Consider the following 18,751-nt stretch of genomic DNA (forward strand, 5'->3'; position numbering starts at 1 on the left):
GTTAGCGTCGCAGCTTCAATTCGTGTCTGCCAGGGCGCAGCCTAAACTGCGGTGACCCGCGAAGTTTAGGATCGCCAGTATGGCAAGCCGGACACCGGTGGAGCCTCGATACAAGCATGCCGCGTCCCAACACAATCCGGCCATCCGAGGTGTGCCCAAAAAGCGGGTGAATTTCCCTCGATGCGGTGTTGGGTGCTGCGATAATTTGTCATGTCGCATAATTCGTAAAGTGGTATATTAATTACCACAATAAGCGAGGGCAATATGGACACGAATGAAACATGCAAACCTTTGGTGTTCTCCGGCGAACACGTGAGCGGAAGAGATCTGGGCGGCAGCAGCTTGATGCCGATGCTTATCGCTGGGCTCATATTGATTGCGATAGGTTATACCGCGATCATGGTCTTCGTTTAGCGGGAGGCAACCGAGTTCGGTTCGGTATCCCGGATTCAAATATCGACTATGCGCTGACGGGATCGTCCCTGGGCGTCGATTTCTTACGGATCAAAAGGCCTGGCTCAGATTTCTTTGAGTAAGGACAAAGAGTTTCGCGCCCGTCTCGTGTGTTGGTTGTCGCCAGCTCAACATGGACGCGACAAATGGCGACGGATAATCGGAAGCCCTACCAAACGGATCGGCCAAGCCCAGGTCCTGCGCACGATTGGGATCCGCGCAGCCCGCAGGTCCAGCAAAACCAGATCCGCGCCTACGACCAAATGCGCGAAGAATGTCCGGTCGCCCACAGCGACTATCTGGGATGGTCTCTCTTCCGTCACCAGGACGTCCTGCAGGTACTTGGCGATCATGAGACCTTCAGCAATGTCGTTTCGCGCCATCCATCGGTCCCAAACGGGATGGACCCGCCGGAGCACACGCTCTATCGCGCGATGATTGAACCCTACTTCGCGCCGGAGCGCATCGACGCTTTCGAGCCTGTCTTTCGCCAAATTGCGCGCGAGCTTGTGGACTATCTCGGCACAAACCCGTCATGCGACGTCATCCGGGATTTCGCTGAGCCGTACGCCGTGCGTATCCAGTGCGGCTTTCTCGGTTGGTCCCAAAGTCTGCATGCGCACTTGCTGCGATGGATCTACAGGAATCGCGCGGCGACACTCGCCCGCGATACCGACGCCATGGCGACCGTCGCCCTTGAATTCGACGGCTATATTCGCTCGCAGCTGGAGTTGCGCGAGCGCGCCGGCACTGCCGCCAGCGACGATCTAACCACCTGCCTGCTTCGTCAGACCGTCGAGGGGCGACGGCTCAACCATTCTGAGATCGTCAGCATCCTACGTAACTGGACGGTGGGTGAGCTTGGGACCATTGCCGCCAGCGTCGGCATAATCCTGCATTTCCTCGCCGGGCGTCTTGATACCCAGACCCTGCTTCGCCGCGATCGGAACCAGATCCCTCAGGTGATCGACGAGATCTTGCGGCTTCGCGGGCCGCTGATCTCCAACCGGCGCGTCGCCACCAGGCAGGTGAATGTAGGGGAAAGAACACTCGGTGCAGGAGAGCGCATAACAGTGATGTGGGCAGCAGCCAACCGTGATGGCGAAATTTTTGCCGAGGCAGATCAGTTCCGTCCAGAACGCGACCAGTCGCACAACCTGCTGTATGGCGCGGGCATCCATGTCTGTCCGGGAGCGCAATTGGCGAGGATGCAGTTGAACGTCGTTCTCGACGAATTGCTCAGTGGTCTCGGCCCTTTTGCACTGCATCCCGGCGCCGATCCGGTCCACGCCATCTACCCCGCAAGCGGATTTTCCTCGCTCTTTCTAGCGCCGGCGTGACGTCCCCGCCTTCGAGGCGCAGGGACCCACGCAACGCGGCGCTCCTTAAGGTTGAACGTAATAATAGCCATCGTTACCATTTCGGATCGCGCCAGCCGCGGCGAGTACGAGGACTTGAGCGGCCCTGCCGTCGAACAATGGTTGCGGGAGACGATCGTGACGCCGTTCGAGGTCGTCAGGCGGATCATTCCCGACGGGATTGCCCCGGTGTGTGACACGCTTGTTTCACTATGCGATGAACTGCATGCCGATCTGATCCTGACGACGGGCGGGACGGGACCTGCCCCGCGCGACGAGACGCCGGAGGCTATGCGCGCAGTCGTGAGCAGGGAATTACCGGGCTTCGGCGAGCAGCTTCGGCGCGCCAGCCTCGAACAGACGCCGACAGCGATTCTTTCCCGGCAGCTGGCCGGGACGCGAGGCAAGACGCTGATTATCAATCTGCCTGGGAAACCGAGTGCGATCCGCTTCAGTCTTGATGCAGTCTTTGCGGCAGTACCCTACTGCCTCGACCTGATCGGGGCGGGCTGGATGGACACCGATCCCGCCCGCGTAAGGGCTTTTCGGCCGAGGTCGTCGTCAAGTTGAGCGTCTCTGACGTCATCGAGAGGGCATCGAATGCTCGCGCAGGCCGTTCACTGTTGATTTTCCATCCGGCAGGTGCGTTCTTTGCGCTTGCCGCGGTCATGGCCGCCGTGCTCCCATGGCTGTGGCTCTTCCCGCTCAACGACGCGCGGCTGACCCATGTCAGGCTGGGTTTGTTCGGCTTTGGCGGAATGGCGATCTGCGGCTACATCATGACGGCCCAATTGGCGTGGACCGGACGCCCAATTTCGGCGCCAGTCCTTCCTGTCGCTGTGCTCGCCCTCGGTGGACGATTGGCATGCCTGGTCTTTTCGGAAGATCTCTGGCCGCTCTACCTGTCGTCGCTGCCGGTCGGCTTTGTGGTTCTGTGGCCCGTATTGCGGGCAAGGCGATGGGATAAGGTGCCCCTGGCAATGGTTCCGCTGACGCTAGTCGTGGCAGAATCTATGCTCTTTGCTCGGTCGGATCTCGCAGGGGTTTTCCCCCTGGCCATTGCGGCCCTCGTCTTCCTTGTGGGCGGACGGCTTGTGCGCGCTTTCGCCGCCGAGGCGCGCCGCCGGCGTGGCCTTGGTGCTCAGCCTAGGCCGCCGCTTTGGGTGGGAACAGTGCTTTTGGGGGTAGGTCTTCTTCACGAAGGGGAAATGGGAGCCTTCGCGCTTTTTGCTGCAATCTTCTGGGTCGCTGTCGGCTGTCTCGACGGATTCCGGCTTGGACAAGCGAACCGGATGCTGTGCCTCGGCTATGCCGGTCTTGTTCCGGGACTGCTCGCCACCCTGGCTGCGAGGTCCGGGCTGGTGTCGCAGATGGTGCAGGTGCATGTCCTGACCATGGCGACCATGGGGCCGATGATCCTTGCGATTGTCGCCCGTGTCACGATGCGGCGTTCGACGGGCGCAGAGCTTGTGCCCCGCCGACGACACTGGTGCGCGCTGGCGCTTGTGTTCTGTGCCGCCGTTGCGCGATGTCTGGCCATATGGCCGGGACCGGCGACGATCTGGCTGAGCGTGGCGGGGCTCGGTTGGTCGACCGCCTGGATATTGGTCTTTTCGGTGCATATGAAGGCATTGTTAAAGCCCGCACCCTTTCCCCTTCTGAGTGCTGAGCGGGCTCCCCGGACGAAGCATCCGCATACTCCCCAAGAATTCTCCTAGTTCACCGACATTGTCGCAGGCGCCAAGCCCGGCGTGCCGCGTGATCTCCGCCTGCTCTCATGAAGCGCAGCGGTGACTTTGCTCATGATCAACACCACCCGTGAATTCAGCCAATCTTCGTGCGCAGTAATCTGTCTTGCGCGAGGCGGCGCCGTCACACGGAGCGGAAAGCGATGAGAGGCGCGTCTTCGAAATGGATCACCCGAGATATCCTTTGCCTTGGCTGGACGTTATCCGCGCCTCCCAGGTCGCTGTGCGCGAGAACGTTACGACGTTTGATACGCGCAGTTTCGCGCCACCTTCAAATTCAAGTGATCAGCCAGTCGCATTGCGAGCGCAAGGATCATCAATGTGGGATTGGCGTGACCGCTGGTCGGAAACACCGAGCCGCCCGCAACATACAAGTTGTCCACGCCGTGAACTCTGCAGTCAGGGTCGACGACCGCCTTCTTCGGGTCGGCCGCCATGCGCGTCGTGCCAAGCGTGTGCGCCATGTCGATGATGACGAGATCTTGTTGCCGGTCTTTTGTCCAGGATTCCAGAATTGGGGTGGGCAGCTCGGCTCGAGCGAGGGCCGAGTGCGACAACTCGGCAATTTTGAGCAATGTCTTGCGTTCGAGATCGCCAATGCGCCAGTCGATCTTGGCCAGTGGCACGCCGAAACGGTCCGTTCTCTCGCTGAGAGTTACCCTGCTTGAGGGATCCGGCGCCTGTTCGCAGATCGCTTCCATTCTCAAGCCGGACAACTTGTGTGGCAGCCCACGAGACTGGAACTCTTCGGCAACGAGATTGGGTGAAATCAGGATCGCGCCGTTCACGATGAGATCCTTGATGATCTTGGGTGTTCGGGTGTCCGATAGGATTTTCATGCCGATCCCTCTGGCAATGAAGCCGGACCCGGAAACAACTGAGAGCAAATCCCGTCCGACATTCGAGCTGCGCGAGTTCAAAAGCTTCTTCAAGGCAACCCATGGATCGTCAGGGGCACGTTCAGTTGAGAAGAAGACAGCGGCATTTAAGATCTGGTCGCGCTCTTGCACCTCCGGAGTAAGAGCCAGGCCGTGCGCGAACATGTGCGCACGATTCTCATGGTGGAGCCCGTAGAAGCCGAAGAGCTTTGTTAGCTCCGCAATTTGATCAGTCTGGAATCTTCCAACACGTGCTGCAACGTGATCCATCAGGTATCGCCCGACGACATCGAAGTGATTGCCTATGCCTTTTGAACAGACATCATTGGACGCTAGCAACAATCGGGCATTCTCAATTCCGCCGGAGGCAAGCACACAGAATGTGGCGTTGATGCGAGCGCATTTGCCACTCACGCTCACAACGTCTATGTGCGAAAACTTGGATCCTTCGCCGTTCAGGCCCACGCATCTCACCGTCGCGTCAAGAAGAACATGCATATTGGCAGGGCGGCGAGCCAGGACCTCTTGGCCGAACCGCATGATGTCAAGGCGATCGATGCGCGAACGAGCAAACTGCCAATAGAATGAATGCAGACCTTCCTTGTCGAAGCGTCCCGGCGGTTGCTTCGGGCTGAGGTTCAAGACATCCATCGCCCGCAGGAGATAGGGAGTGATGTGCCGGTGATCTATCGGCCATCCGGAATGCGGCACCCAGCTTCTCGCCATGAAGTCGAGTTCATCAAACGGAGCCGATTTCCCGGCCCACGCGTGCGTTGCCCCCCCAAACGCCCTGCACCGAACGCCGAAAGGCTGCACCTCAGGTGACCAGAACCTGGCTTGCGAGCCATGAAATTCTGTTCTCTTGCGGATCTGTGCCTCGGTTTGAAGCTCGCCGATGTTTTCAACTTCATTGAGCGCCGAATGCTCAGGGGTCTCGAGTTCTTCCCCGCTCTCTACGACCAGCACCTTTCTGCCCGGTCCCGAACACTGTTCAGCGATTGTCAGTCCAGTAGGGCCAGCCCCCACGATAACCATGTCGGCCGTAATGATGGAATTGTCATCCAACTCCGCAAGCCGCGAGCTTCTCATTTCAGGCACACATTCTTCAAATATGCGCCGACGATCCCTATGGTCAGTATTGGATCGGTGGACCGGCCACAGATTACGCCAGTCTGAATGACGCCAAGGATAAGCCTTTCCAAATGTGGTTTGAGCGCACTTCCGGCGCTGCGGTCGCCGCTAACCTGAACGCCTTTCTCCATTCGTCCCTCCAGCCCTAACACCTGTAACTTTACAGTCTCTGGCGACAGGCAACGTTGCGCTGGATCAACCCGTCGATTAGCACGACGCCGCGCGGGTTTATCGGTCAACGCACCACGGCGTTACTGCTGGCGGCACTCGTATGTGAGAAAGATTTGGCCAACATCGATTGCCGGATCCATTGCCCGAGACAACCAAACGCGACATGACCTACGGCAGTCTTCACCCCCTCGATCCGGAAAGTTTCATTGTACGCGCCGAGGTTCATATCCTCGGTATCGAGCCCCAGATCAGCCGACTCTCGAACTGCCAATCACTCTCAATCGTGCCCAACTTCACGAGATCCTGGAGGCCGCCTTCGGCTGGACCGCTAGCCATCTGCATCAGTTCAATTTTGGCGGCTCACCTACTGAGCCCCCGGAGTTCGATGACGACGGTCTGTTCGACAGCAGGATTTTCGAGGCGACCGGGGTCAGGATGATCGACCTTCACTTACCCCACGGTTCTAGCGAGCCCCCTCTCTCGATTCTGACCTGTGCCGGTCGCTTCACCACAGGCGTTTTCGAACCTGCAAACCGTAGTTGAGGAATTCGTTTGCCCCTAAATGCCGCCGTCGCTGGGACCGTCGGCTACTCCTCCTACGGGTTTGCGCAAGTGAGCGTCGACGACGTTGCTCGGTTGCTCGCCTCGTTCAAAGCCGGGGCTGCAGGGTGCCGGGAGGGTCGCTTCCTGAACAAGCCGTTGCCGGTCGAAAACATCGAGGGCCGCCCGCACAGCCCCTCACTCGCTCCAGCGCGATTGGGCGCGCTCGCGAGCGGCTGTGCCCGCGCCGAACAACACCACTCGGCTGGACACGAGCTCGCGGCGCCGTGAGCCAACTTCAAACAGGTCCGAGCGCTATTGCGGTCAACACGCGTGGCTCATGACGATGCGAGCGCATAGCAATCGGAATTAGGGTCCGGTTCCTGTCAGGCTCCAATAGCTCGGTTTGCTTGTGGCTGGCTGCCGACCAAAGTACCGTCGCCGATAAAAATGCCGGGATGATTTTCATCATCCCGGCCAGGTGGCTCACTGGGAGGAGAGGTCTTCTTCGGAGGGTCAGGCTTTCTTGCGGTTCTTCTGTCGATAGACGTCGATGACGACGGCTGCGACGATGATCAGGCCCTTGACGATTTCCTGGTAGTAGGCGTCGACCCTGAGGAAGGTGAAGCCGGAGGTCATGACGCCGAGGATGATCGTGCCGATCACAGTGCCGGTGATGCGGCCGACGCCGCCGGTCAGAGACGTGCCGCCGATGACGGTCGCAGCGATCGCGTCGAGTTCGTACATAACGCCCATGCCGGCCTGCGCCGTCTGAGCGCGGGCGGCGGTGACCACACCTGCAAGGCCTGCCAGCATGCCGGCAATGGCGTAAACCTTGATCAGATGCGCCTCGACGTTGATGCCCGAGACGCGGGCCGCCTGAACGTTGGCGCCGATTGCATAGGTGAACTTGCCGTAGCGGGTATAGCGCAGGGCAACGTGGAAGATGACGGCAACGACCAGGAACACGACCACGGGCCAGATACCGGTGCCGATGAAATTGAACTGCTCGGTGAGGCCTGATACCGGCTGACCCTTGGTGTACCACTTGGAGATGCCGCGCGCCGAAACCATCATGCCAAGCGTGGCGATGAAGGGCGGGATTTTCGTTCTGGCGATCAACTGGCCGTTGATGAGGCCGGCCAGCAGGCCGACGCCGATGCCGAGCCCGATCGGCACGATGGCGGGAAGGTCCGTCAGTGAAGGATAGAGTGCACGCGGCCAGGAGGAGGCCTGCGCCACGCTGGCCGAGAACATCGCGGTCATGCCGACGACGGAGCCGGAGGACAGATCGATGCCACCGGTGATGATCACCTGGGTCACGCCGACGGCGATGATGCCGATCACGGCAACCTGCAGGATCATGATCGTCAGGCGTTGCGGGTTCAACAGGAAGCTCTGCCCGACGAAGATCCAGCCGAGGACTTCGTAGACGAGCGCGATGCCGATCAGCACCAGGAAGATGCTGAATTCGGGCGGCATCCGGCGCTTGGCAGCCGGAAGGGCCGAGCCGGTGCCTTGTGCGGCGACATTGGTTTCCATTGTTCGTTCCTCCCTGTGGTCCGTTCGGTTCGCGCTTAGCTGGCGGCGAGTTCCATGACCTTGATCTGGGTTGCCTCGGCACGGTCGAGGATGCCTGTGACGCGTCCTTCATGCATGACCATGATGCGATCGCTCATGCCGAGCACCTCCGGCATTTCCGAAGAAATCATGATGACGGCGACGCCGTTGCGGGCGAGTTCGGTGACGAGGCGGTGGATTTCCGCCTTGGCGCCGACATCAATGCCGCGCGTCGGCTCGTCGAGGATCAGGATGCGCGGGTTGGTGAGCAGCCAACGACCGATCAGCACCTTCTGCTGATTACCGCCAGACAGGTTCTCGATGCGCTCCTGCAGGTTGGGTGTCTTAACGCGAAGCTTGCGGCTCATCTCTTCGCAGGCGGCAGTGATGTCCTTCTCCGCTACGAAGCCGCCCTTGACGAAGCGGTCCTGCAGCACGGCGATCTGCATGTTTTCAAGCACGTCAAGGATCAGCAGGCAGCCGGTGTCCTTGCGGTCTTCCGTCAGGAACGCCATGCGGTTGCGAATGGCGGTATTGGGAGTGTCGATCGACACCGTCTTGCCGTCGATGGCAATGGTGCCCGAACTTGCAGGCGTGACGCCAAAGAGCGTCTCGGCCACGTTCGAACGGCCGGAGCCAACGAGCCCGGCAATCCCGAGGATCTCACCGGCGCGCACGTCGAAGGAGACATCGCGGAAGACACCGTTGAGCGTCAGGTTCTTGACGGAAAGCACGACGTCGCCGATCGGCACGTCCTCTTTCGGAAACATCTGGGTGATTTCGCGGCCGACCATCATGCGGATGATGTCGTCGCGGGTGACGTCGCTCGAGGCATGCGTGCCGATGTACTTGCCGTCACGGAACACCGAGAATTCGTCGGCGATCTCGAACAGCTCGTTCATCTTGTGGGTGATGTAGACGATGCCGATGCCCTGCGAGCGCAGGTCGCGGATGATCTCGAAAAGGTGCGCGACCTCGCGCTCCGTCAGGGCGGAGGTCGGCTCGTCCATGATCAGGACGTCGGATTCGTAGGAGACCGCCTTGGCGATCTCGACCATCTGGCGGTTGGCAACCGAGAGGTGGCGGACCTCGATCTCGGGATCAAGCTTGATGTTCAGGCGGTCGAACAGCCGGGCGGTGATGCGGCGCATTTCGCCATGATCGACGAAGCCGAAGCGGTTCTTCGGCTCGCGCCGGATCCAGATGTTCTCGGCGACCGTCATGAACGGCATCAGGTTCAGCTCCTGATGGATCATGGCGATGCCGTTTTCGAGTGCGTCGAGCGGCGATTTCAGCCGGATGTCGACGCCCTTCAACTGCACCTCGCCCTTGTCGGGCGTATAGATCCCGGCGAGGATCTTCATCAGCGTCGATTTGCCGGCGCCATTCTCGCCCATCAGCGCATGGACGGTGCCGCGCTTCAGGCGGAAGGACACGTCGTCGAGCGCCACGACGCCCGGGAATTCCTTGCGAATGCCTTCGACATTGAGAAGGTATTCGGCGTTGGGTACGGCGCCGCTGGCGCGCACGGCGGCCATCGTTGTCGGACTGAGCGTCATTGTCATTGCCTCCCCGTCAATTCCGGCTTTCGCGGAAAAGTCCTCGCAGCTGGTGGGTCAACCAGCATTCTCTCCGCAGGCGCTAGTCTACAGGATCAGCGCAGCTGCCGCGGGACTGTTTTTGAATGAGAGCGCGGGGATATCCCGAGCTCTCGATGCAAAACGGATCAGTTCTTGGCCTGATAGCTGGCCATGTTGTCCTTGGTGACGAGCTCGAAGGGGATGTAGACCTTCTTCTCGATGGCTTCGCCCTTGGCGAGCTTGAGGGCTGCATCAACCGAGCCCTTGCCCTGACCGGCCGCGTTCTGGAACACGGTCACGTCGAGGTCGCCTGCGGCCATTGCAGCAAGTGCGTCCTGGGTCGCATCGATGCCGCCGATGATGACGCTGTCCATCGAGCGGCCAGCCGCCTTCAGTGCCTGGATCGCGCCGATCGCCATTTCGTCGTTGTTGGAGATCACCGCGTCAAATTCCAGACCGGCAGAAAGCCAGTTGGTCACAAGGTCAGAGCCCTGCGTGCGCGACCAGTTGGCGGTCTGCTCTTCGACGATCTCGATGCCCTTGCATGCTTCGGTCGCGAGCACGTCATGGATGTCCTTGGTGCGCATGCGGGCGGCCTGGTTGGAGAGCTCGCCCATCATGACGACGGCCTTGCCCTTGCCACCGAGCATCTTGCAGATTTCCTGGGTCTGCAGCGTGCCGGATTCCTGTTCGTTCGAGGCGACGAAGGCCTGCTTTTCCGGCAGGGTATCGACGTTGACAGGCTCGCGGTTGACGTAGACGAGCGGGATGCCGGCGTCCGCTGCAATCTTGGACATGGCGGCAGTTGCGTCGGTATCGACAGGGTTGACGATGATGGCGGTGACGCCGGCAGCGATGAAGTTCTGGATCTGGCTCTGCTGCTTCGAAACGTCGTTCTGCGCGTCTTCGATCTGCAGGTCGACGCCACTGAGCGTCTTTGCGTAGTCGGACATGCCGTTGCGCAGGACCGTCAGGAAGTTGTCGTCGAACTGCGCCATGGAGACGCCGATGGTTTCGGCATGCGCCGCCGTCGACATCATGACAGCCATGGCTGTACCCAGCAGGAACTTTTTCATTGTCTTTCTCCTCCACATTCGGTGCCCGGCCACACCTTCTCCAGCCGGAAACGCTGACCACATCGGGTTGCGTCGATCCCTGATCGGAAGCGGTACTCCCGCTACGCTCCAATCAAAACGGAATAAAAGAACCAGTGATTTGCAATTACGGAATATGTATTCCATTTTATGTGGACGCCGTCAAGAGTGTCTTTCGGCGTCTCACTTCGTTTTCCCGTGATCGATGGTGCCGCGTGTTAGAGCCCTGCTTCCATGTAAGCCATGCTGGCCTTGAGGGCGGTGACTGGGTCGACAAGTCCGTGGACTTCATCGGCAAAAGGTTCGAACGAGAATGGACCGGCATAGCCCGCCGCCAGCAGGCGCCTGATCTGTCCGACATTGTCGAGGGTGTCATTCTGGTCGACCAGAACGCGATGCGAGTCGCGCAGATCTGCGATCGCCACATTGCGGTCGGTAACCCCGGAAATATGAACGAGGCCGGTCATATCAGGGTGGATTGCCGGCTCGTCAGCGAGATGGTGGTGGAAGGTATCGTGGACAATACGGAATGTGCCTTCGCCGCCAATCGCCCTTATCGCATCAACAGCTTCCGTTTTGGAGCGAAGCGAGCAGATCTCGAAGCCGAGCGGTTCGACAAGTCCGATGACGCCGGCGGCATCGAGCATCGGCTTCAGGGCTGAAAGTGCTTGCTTCAAGTTGGATTGGCGCTCGCCATCGGCTTGGCCGCTGCCGTCATTGACAGGCACGAGAACAAGCGCCTTTGCCCCGCAGTCTTTGGCATAGGAGATCAGGTGGTCGGCTTCGGCCGCACGGGTTTCGTTCCATTCGTTGAAGCGCTGCAGGGCGTTGATGGAGATGATCGTTACGCCATGTCTCCCGGCAAGCGCTGCCACGTCTGCCGCCGGCGCTCCGTCCAGGATGGCGTTGCCGGGTAGGTCGTTGCGGATTTCGACGGACGTCATGCCGAGCGAGCGCGCAAGGGCAAAATAGGCGTCGAGCGGCAGGGCGGGCGTGGTCATGTGGTTGAGTGCGAAGGGCAGGGCAGCCATGGGAATGTCTCCTCCAGGTTCGGAATGTTAGTAGCTATAAATGGAACGTTCATTCCATTTATAGCTACTCGCACAGATCGCCGATGGCTAGGCGGCGGCTGAAAAGTGTCTCGTCAAAGCGCTTGCATTGCTGCAAGATTGTCATCCATCGATGATGGGATTCAATCAATCGGCCAGTCATTCCATCGCGACCTTGGTAACACTGGGCAGTCACTCTTGCGGCGCGCCGGATGCGGGGTGGTCTCGAAAGCTGTGCTCGTGCGACGGTCATCGGGCAAGTTCGGTTTGCATTTGGCGCTGCAAGGTGGTTTTTGGCGCAAAGTGCCGAGGTGGCCGGCAGAGTGAGAATGTGAACGTGTCCGACAATCCTACGCTAGCCGCAATGCAAGCCCGTCCATGGCACCCGAAATGGGGTGCAAGGCTCGGGGCGACGTATTTCGTGCACAAGGCGTTTCCTTGGCTGGGGCGCTATTTCGGCGAGGCGCCGCTTCGTTCGACGCTGGCGCCCGGGCTCGATGGCATCGTGTCATGGGGTGGCCGGCTGCCGGCGAAAACGGCCATGAGAATAGCCCGATTGCGTCAACTTCCGCACTGGCATCTCGAGGATGGTTTCCTGCGCTCCGTCGGTCTCGGCAAGGATGGCAGTATCCCGATCTCGATTATCATCGATGACAAGGCTCTCCCGGTCGATGCTGGTCGCGCCTCGCGATTGGAATTGCTGGTCCGCGATGCGGCTGGCGGCGTTGCGCACGATGTCGGTGCGCCGATCCGTGAGGCGCTGGTTGAGCATAAGCTGTCGAAGTACAACAATCTCCCTCACACTGAGCCCCGGCTCGATCGCTCGACACGGCGCAGGCTCCTTCTCGTCGATCAGGTTTTTGGCGATGTTTCCGTCGAAAAGGCGCTCGGTTCGGCTTCCGCCTTTGACAGAATGTTGGATGATGCACTCGCAACCGGCGCGCAGATTGTCGTTCGGACGCATCCAGATGTTATTGCCGGTCACCGCAAGGGCTACATGACCGAGCGGGCATCGAAATTGCCAGGCGTGACGCTTATGGCCGACAAGGTCTCTGCGGCCGCAATCCTCGCCGTCGTCGACGAAGTGTGGACCGTCTCCAGCCAAATGGGCTTCGACGCGCTTCTGCGGGGTCTTCCCGTTCGTTGTTATGCGACGCCGTTTTATGCAGGTTGGGGGTTAACAGAAGACCGCGTGGAGGATCGAGCGCAAGCGGCGCATGCGCGGCGGGCAACCGCGCGCCCCACAGTCGACCAGCTAACGTTCGCAGCTTTCAGCCTTTACCCCGTCTACCGCCATCCAAAGACGTGGCACGTGCTGGAGCCGCTCCAGGCAATTGATTGTCTGGTCGAAGAAATCGCCACAACGAGGCGGACTGGCTGACGTTCTTGTCAAGCCGGGCATTCGCCGTCAGATGTTCTCCGGCGTGAAGAGATCAAAGGGCAGGAAGGTCTGCCCGGGTGCACCTGTTGGCCCTTTGTCGATCGCCTGTATCATCAGACTGATCGTCTCTCGGGCCAAGGCTGCGGTCGGCGTCGATATCGCGAGTGTCACGACATCGTCGGCAAGTGCCGCGCGTGACTCCGGCGTCAACTCATTGACGACGGCGATCAGCTTGCCTTCGAGCTTTTCCTCGCGGATGGCCGAGATCGCGCCTTCCATGCCGCCGCCGCAGACGTAGAATCCGATCAGATCCGGGTGGCGTTGCAACAGATTGAGCGTCGCTTCGTGGGTGATTTCGGCCGTATCGAGATTGACCATCGTGTCGAGCACTTCGAAGTCAGGGGCGTGCTCGCGGAAATAGGACCGGAAGCCGATTTCGCGCAGTTCATGGCCGAGAAATCGATGGCTGCCGACGAACGCCGCGACCTTGCCGGGCCGCTTCGCTGCCTTGGCAATCATCCAGGCGGCAGTCCTGCCGACCTTGTGATTGTTCAAGCCGACATAGCCTTCACGCACGCCGGCAGCAAAATCGGAAAGCAGCGAGAAGACCGGGATTCCGCGTTCCTTCAACTCTTCGACCACGGCCGTCACGGCAGGATAATCCGGCGCCACAAGCGCAATCGCCTGATTGCGGGCGGCCATTGTTCGCAGTTTCTCGGTGATTCCCGTTGGTGTCGAGTTCGCGACGAATTCGACCTGGGGCACGGCGCGGACGGTTGAAAGCGCAAGGGCTGCGTTTTCCATCTCCTTGGCGACAATCTGATAGAAGGCCTGTTGCGGTTTCTGCAGCAGGAAGCCGACACGATATTGCGGCAGATCCTCGAAGACGCGCTGCCGCAACAGGCCGACGGCGTGATAGCCGATGCCCTTGGCGGCGTCATAGACCCGGCGGGCCGTCTCTTCGCGCACGGGATGTCGGCCGTTGAGAACGCGGTCCACGGTTGCAACGCTGACGCCTGCGGCGCGGGCAAGGTCGGCGATCGTCGGTCTGTTGCTCATGGGCTGCCCCTGAAATGATTCCATCATCCATGAAATGCAAGATTTGATGGTATTTGAGAGAATATATCATCACTGCATTGAAGACTAGCAAAAGTCAACCTATCGTCAGTTCCACAAGCTGAGGACTGACCGCCCGACGCGGTCGAGTGGCGGAGGAGGGAATGATGGCGATGGTTCCGACAAAGCGTGATTACAGCCTGCTTGGGCGCGACGCCCAGGCGGCCGTCGCCAATGGGCTGTCTGCGGCCGAGTGGTATCACACCGAGATCCCGCGCAAGCAGATGAAAGAACTGATGAAGCGCGAGGATGGTCCAGCCATTCGCGATACTGCCATCTGGTTCGGCAGTCTCATCCTCTTCGGCGGCCTCGGCGTCTACTTCTGGGGAACATGGTGGGCTGTTCCCTTCTTTCTCGCTTACGGCGTCCTCTACGGTTCGGCATCCGACAGTCGCTGGCACGAATGTGGTCATGGCACGGCGTTCAAGACGATGTGGATGAACGATGTCGTCTACCAGGTCGCCTGCTTCATGATCATGCGCAACCCGGTGACCTGGCGCTGGAGCCATACCCGCCATCATACCGACACGGTCATTGTCGGTCGGGACCCTGAAATCGCCGTCATGCGCCCACCGGATCTCATTCGCCTGGTGCTGAATTTCTTCGGCATTCTCGATGTCTGGCATGCGGTGGTCGACATGGTCCGCAACGCATTCGGCGTCATCAGTGCCGCCGAGAAGACTTTCATCCCGGAAATGGAGCAGCCGAAGGCAATCCGCATCGCGCGCATCTGGTTTGCGATCTATCTCGCCACGATCAGCCTGTCCTTCTACCTCGGCTCGATCCTGCCTTTGATGCTGATCGGTCTGCCGCGCCTCTATGGCGCCTGGCATCACGTGATGACGGGCCTGCTGCAACATGGCGGGCTCGCCGACAACGTCACGGACCACCGGCTGAACAGCCGCACCGTCTACATGAACCCGATCAGCCGCTTCATCTACTGGAACATGAACTACCACGTCGAACATCACATGTTCCCGATGGTGCCCTATCACGCGCTGCCGCGGCTTCACGCGATGATCAAGCATGACTTGCCCGAACCGAACCCGTCCATGCTTCACGGCTATCGCGAGATGATCCCGGCGTTCCTGCGTCAACTGAGGAACGAAGACTACTTCCTCAAGCGCGCACTGCCACAGACGGCAAAGCCGTATCGCGAAGAATTTCACAGCGATGGCCTGGTGCATGCCGCCGAATAGGCACGCCAGACAACAACCAACATTGGGAGGAAAACCATGACCGACAACTGGATCGAGGTCTGTGCGGCCAATGAGATCGACGAAGAGGATGTCATCCGCTTCGATCATGAAGGGCGGACCTTCGCAGTCTACCGCAGTCCGGACGACGAATATTTCGCGACCGACGGTCTCTGCACCCACGAGCATATCCACCTCGCCGATGGCTTGGTGATGGACGACATCATCGAATGTCCGAAGCACAATGGCCGCTTCAACTACAAGACCGGCCAGGCCAAGGGCGCACCCGTCTGCGTCAACCTGAAGACCTATCCGGTCAAGGTCGAGGCGGGCAACGTTTTCATAGCGGTGGTTTGAACGCGGACCCTTAGCGCTCAACGCGAACATCGGGAGAGGCATATGAAAAGCATCGTCATCGTCGGCGCCGGCGAGTGTGGCGCACGGGCGGCGTTCGGCCTTCGGGAAAAGGGCTACGAGGGCGAGATCACGCTCATCGGTGCAGAGCCGCATCTTCCCTACGAACGGCCACCGCTCTCGAAGGAAGGTTTGGTCGATGCGCAGGGTCCGAAACATGTCGCCGAGCTCGACCGCTATCAGTCCGCACGGATCACCGTGCTCACCGACGCGCCTGTTGAGGGCATCGATCGGGGCGAAAGGACGGTGCGAGTTGCAGATGGACGTAAGCTTTCCTACGATCGGTTGTTGCTCGCAACCGGTGCAAAGCCGAAGTCGTTCCCAGGGCAGCCCGAAAACGCACCGCTTGTCCGCGTGCTCCGAACCCATGCCGATGCCGCTGCCATCCGCATGAAGCTCGCACCTGGCAGCACACTTGCCATCATCGGTGGTGGGTTTATCGGCCTGGAACTGGCGGCGACCGCCCGCAAGCTCGGCGCGGAGGTCGTTGTCCTCGAGGGCCTGCCACGCGTGCTGTCCCGTGGTGTGCCGGAAGAAATCGCTGCCGTCGTCGCCGAAAGACATAGGCTGGAAGGCGTCGATATCCGCTGCAACGCCAGGATCGCTGGCATAGAGATGCGCGAGAAGAGGGCGCTCATTCAGCTAGGTGATGGCGACAGCCTGGTCGCCGACCTGGTCGTCGTCGGCATTGGCGCCGTGCCGAATACGGCCTTGGCCGAGGCTGCAGGCCTTGTCGTTGACAATGGCATTGCCGTCGACGAGACGCTTTGCACCTCCGACCCCAACATATTTGCGGCGGGCGATTGCTGCTCCTTTCCCCTTGGACATTATGGCGGTCGGCGCATACGGCTTGAGGCCTGGCGTAACGCCCAGGATCAGGGAACGCTCGCCGCCGCCAATCTTTTGGGGGCAGCCGAGCCGATCAACAGCGTGCCGTGGTTCTGGTCGGATCAATACGACCTCACCCTGCAGATTGCAGGCCTCGCCGAAGGGGCTGTGACCGTGGTGCGGCGCGACCTTGGCGACGGTGCCTTCATTCTCTTCCATCTTGACGCCAGCGGCCGGCTGATCAGTGCCAGCGGCATCGGCAAAGGAAACGCTGTTGCGCGTGACATTCGCCTTGCCGAGATGCTGATTGCTGCCGGCAAGCGGCCAAGTCCGCAGGCGCTGGGCTCAACCGAAACCAAGCTGAAGGCGCTGCTCGCCGCCTGAAGCGGGTTGCATTCCTCATTCATAACAACAACCGATATCCGGAGATCCCGATGCGAAACCGCCGCCCCACTGTTGCCGACCTGCTGTCGATCAAGGGCAAGAGACAGTTGACGATGCTGCGGGTGGAAACGCTTGAGGAGGCCGAGGCGGCCGAAGCGGCCGGTATCGACCTGGTCTCCGTGCCGCCGGCCCTGCTCGGTCCGGAGTTTCGCGAAGTCGCGCCCACCTGCTTTGCCTTTCCAGGCCTCGAATACGGCGACCTTGTTACTGCCGATGAATACATCCGCGCCGCGTTCAAGGCGCTGAAGGCGGGAGGAGATGCCGTCTATTGCGCGGCAAGCCTTTCTACCGTTCGCCGCATGCGCGACGAGGGCATTCCGGTCTGCGGCCATGTCGGCCTCATTCCCTCCAAGGCCACCTGGACCGGTGGGTTTCGCGCGGTCGGCAAGACGGCGGCAAGTGCGCTCGAAATCTGGCGGCAGGTCAAGGCGCTGGAAGAGGCGGGCGCCTTTGCCGCCGAGATCGAAGTGGTGCCGGGCGAGGTCGCTGCAGCCATCAGCGCGAAAACATCGATGCTGATGCTCTCCATGGGGGCGGGTACAGGCTGCGACGCGCAATATCTCTTCAGTGATGATGTGCTCGGCGCCAATCGTGGCCATGTTCCCCGTCACGCGAAGATTTACCGCAACTTTGCTGCCGAATATGAGCGGCTGCAACGCGAACGTATTGCCGCTTACTCGGAGTTTGCAGAAGACGTGCGTTCTGGTGTCTATCCGGAGCCGAGCCATCACGTCGGGATCGACAAGGCAGAACTGAACTCCTTCTTGTCGGATCTAGAGCGGACGTAGGCCGGGAACGCTTTGCCTCGCCTTGCCTTGCGCGGTCCGGTTGGTGTATTCAGGCTGACTGATTATCTCCCACCTGCAGCACCGGATCTCCACTTGAACGCGTTCGTCCAGGGTACCCTGACTTTTCTCGCCATTCTCGCAGTTATCTATGCCGCCACGGTGCTCGTCTATTTTGCGCTTGGCTATGGCATCACTTGGCTGAACGACCGCAACCCGAAGCGTCGCATCCAGAAGGGGCGGCGAGGTGAGAAACGGAAGACGGTCGAGATCCGCCAGAGCATGGCGTCCATCCTGGTGACCTGCACATCAGTCGCAATCGGCCTCTTCGTCCAGTATCAGGGATGGACCCTGTTTTCACCCTGGGACTTCAGCTGGTGGACGGCCGTGCCGCTCTTCTTGCTTTGCATGGTGCTATTCGACGCGTGGTTCTATTTTGCGCACCGCTTGCTGCACACCAAGCTGTTCTACAAATATCATCTTCTGCATCACCGCAGCGTCGCCCCGACGGTGTGGAGCAATGATTCAATCGGCTTGGTCGATACCGCCCTGTCGCAGGGTTACTACGCCGTCATCACTTTTGTGGTGCCGTTTCCGCCGCTTATCCTGCTGGCGCACCGGCTGTTCGACCAGATCAACGGCACGTTCGGGCATGCGGGCTTTGAATATTTTGCCTCGCCGACGGCGCGCTACCCCTGGCCGCTGCTCTGCACCACCTATCACGACCAGCATCACGCCGAGTTCAAATACAACTACGCCAACTACTTCTCCTTCTGGGATCGTGTGCTCGGCACGATCTCGCCTGTCTACGATCGCCGGGTCGAGGCGTTCGAGGGCGAGGCGCCGGCCATCAGCCTCAAGCGGCCGTCGCAAACGTCTTCCGCGCAGGAAGTAACGGCAACCTCCGATCGGTAGATCGCGGCTCCGGCAACAATGGCATTTTCTCTGATATCCGAGATCGTTAGGTGATTTTTCCCGTTCGGGAAACAACCTCAGATCACCGTGCCTCGTCGTCTCCCGTGACG

Annotated in this window: 15 protein-coding genes and 1 pseudogene; 10 read left to right on the forward strand and 6 right to left on the reverse strand. The window is 60.1% G+C overall.

The window, feature by feature from the left end:
- The first annotated feature begins 599 nt into the window (after nt 1-599).
- From LPJGGPFB_RS21305 to LPJGGPFB_RS21315, 3 genes are read left to right on the forward strand one after another with little or no spacing between them, the layout of a single operon-like run.
- Nucleotides 600-1,793, forward strand: a complete 1,194-nt coding sequence (locus LPJGGPFB_RS21305) for a cytochrome P450 (protein WP_173421906.1) — start codon at nt 600-602, stop codon at nt 1,791-1,793.
- A 60-nt stretch (nt 1,794-1,853) separates the two neighbouring features.
- Nucleotides 1,854-2,381 (forward strand): molybdopterin adenylyltransferase, encoded by a 528-nt coding sequence (mog, locus tag LPJGGPFB_RS21310; RefSeq protein WP_427858293.1) that lies wholly within the window; start codon nt 1,854-1,856, stop codon nt 2,379-2,381.
- Complete coding sequence (locus LPJGGPFB_RS21315; protein ID WP_210264532.1) at nt 2,378-3,529, forward strand: NnrS family protein; 1,152 nt, start codon at nt 2,378-2,380, stop codon at nt 3,527-3,529. The genes mog and LPJGGPFB_RS21315 overlap by 4 nt, the downstream gene beginning before the upstream one ends.
- A 266-nt stretch (nt 3,530-3,795) precedes the next feature.
- On the opposite strand, the gene LPJGGPFB_RS21320 is transcribed toward LPJGGPFB_RS21315, so the two are convergent.
- Entirely contained in the window at nt 3,796-5,502 is a 1,707-nt protein-coding gene (locus LPJGGPFB_RS21320; protein ID WP_234902950.1) for a GMC family oxidoreductase, read from the reverse strand.
- Nucleotides 5,503-5,902: 400 nt separating this feature from the next.
- On the opposite strand from LPJGGPFB_RS21320, the pseudogene LPJGGPFB_RS21325 reads away from it, so the two are divergent.
- A pseudogene (locus LPJGGPFB_RS21325) lies at nt 5,903-6,228 on the forward strand (IS1096 element passenger TnpR family protein); the annotation flags it as partial.
- A 567-nt stretch (nt 6,229-6,795) separates the two neighbouring features.
- On the opposite strand, the gene LPJGGPFB_RS21330 reads toward LPJGGPFB_RS21325, so the two are convergent.
- From LPJGGPFB_RS21330 to LPJGGPFB_RS21345, 4 genes are all read right to left on the reverse strand, one after another.
- Entirely contained in the window at nt 6,796-7,821 is a 1,026-nt protein-coding gene (locus tag LPJGGPFB_RS21330) for an ABC transporter permease (RefSeq protein ID WP_173421909.1), read from the reverse strand.
- A gap of 35 nt (nt 7,822-7,856) precedes the next feature.
- Nucleotides 7,857-9,398, reverse strand: a complete 1,542-nt coding sequence (locus LPJGGPFB_RS21335; protein WP_173421910.1) for a sugar ABC transporter ATP-binding protein — start codon at nt 9,396-9,398, stop codon at nt 7,857-7,859.
- A gap of 167 nt (nt 9,399-9,565) precedes the next feature.
- On the reverse strand, nt 9,566-10,495 hold the full coding sequence (locus tag LPJGGPFB_RS21340; protein WP_173421911.1) for a sugar ABC transporter substrate-binding protein: 930 nt from the start codon (nt 10,493-10,495) through the stop codon (nt 9,566-9,568).
- A gap of 236 nt (nt 10,496-10,731) precedes the next feature.
- A complete protein-coding gene (locus LPJGGPFB_RS21345) occupies nt 10,732-11,544 on the reverse strand; it encodes a TIM barrel protein (protein ID WP_173421912.1) in 813 nt (270 codons plus the stop codon).
- Nucleotides 11,545-11,695: 151 nt separating this feature from the next.
- Between LPJGGPFB_RS21345 and LPJGGPFB_RS21350 the strand changes: the two genes are divergently transcribed.
- On the forward strand, nt 11,696-12,943 hold the full coding sequence (locus LPJGGPFB_RS21350; protein WP_427858279.1) for a capsular polysaccharide export protein, LipB/KpsS family: 1,248 nt from the start codon (nt 11,696-11,698) through the stop codon (nt 12,941-12,943).
- Nucleotides 12,944-12,970: 27 nt separating this feature from the next.
- Here the strand turns inward: LPJGGPFB_RS21350 and LPJGGPFB_RS21355 are convergent, their stop codons facing one another.
- On the reverse strand, nt 12,971-14,002 hold the full coding sequence (locus LPJGGPFB_RS21355; RefSeq protein WP_173421913.1) for a LacI family DNA-binding transcriptional regulator: 1,032 nt from the start codon (nt 14,000-14,002) through the stop codon (nt 12,971-12,973).
- Nucleotides 14,003-14,166: 164 nt separating this feature from the next.
- Between LPJGGPFB_RS21355 and LPJGGPFB_RS21360 the strand changes: the two genes are divergently transcribed.
- The 5 genes from LPJGGPFB_RS21360 (at nt 14,167) to LPJGGPFB_RS21380 (ending at nt 18,641) form a co-directional block, all read left to right on the forward strand.
- Nucleotides 14,167-15,258, forward strand: a complete 1,092-nt coding sequence (locus LPJGGPFB_RS21360) for a fatty acid desaturase family protein (RefSeq protein ID WP_173421914.1) — start codon at nt 14,167-14,169, stop codon at nt 15,256-15,258.
- A 36-nt stretch (nt 15,259-15,294) separates the two neighbouring features.
- Nucleotides 15,295-15,612: a MocE family 2Fe-2S type ferredoxin gene (locus LPJGGPFB_RS21365; RefSeq protein ID WP_173421915.1), complete on the forward strand. Its 318-nt coding sequence runs from the start codon at nt 15,295-15,297 to the stop codon at nt 15,610-15,612.
- A gap of 42 nt (nt 15,613-15,654) precedes the next feature.
- The gene (locus LPJGGPFB_RS21370) at nt 15,655-16,881 is read left to right on the forward strand and encodes an NAD(P)/FAD-dependent oxidoreductase (RefSeq protein WP_173421916.1); all 1,227 of its coding nucleotides are present in this window, start codon (nt 15,655-15,657) and stop codon (nt 16,879-16,881) included.
- Nucleotides 16,882-16,931: 50 nt separating this feature from the next.
- Nucleotides 16,932-17,729: a 3-methyl-2-oxobutanoate hydroxymethyltransferase gene (locus LPJGGPFB_RS21375; protein WP_173421917.1), complete on the forward strand. Its 798-nt coding sequence runs from the start codon at nt 16,932-16,934 to the stop codon at nt 17,727-17,729.
- Between the two features lie 93 nt (nt 17,730-17,822).
- Nucleotides 17,823-18,641, forward strand: a complete 819-nt coding sequence (locus tag LPJGGPFB_RS21380; RefSeq protein WP_173421918.1) for a sterol desaturase family protein — start codon at nt 17,823-17,825, stop codon at nt 18,639-18,641.
- Nucleotides 18,642-18,751 lie beyond the last annotated feature (110 nt).

Source organism: Ensifer adhaerens, assembly GCF_013283195.1.
In the GTDB taxonomy this organism is placed as follows: Bacteria; Pseudomonadota; Alphaproteobacteria; order Rhizobiales; family Rhizobiaceae; genus Ensifer; species Ensifer adhaerens_G.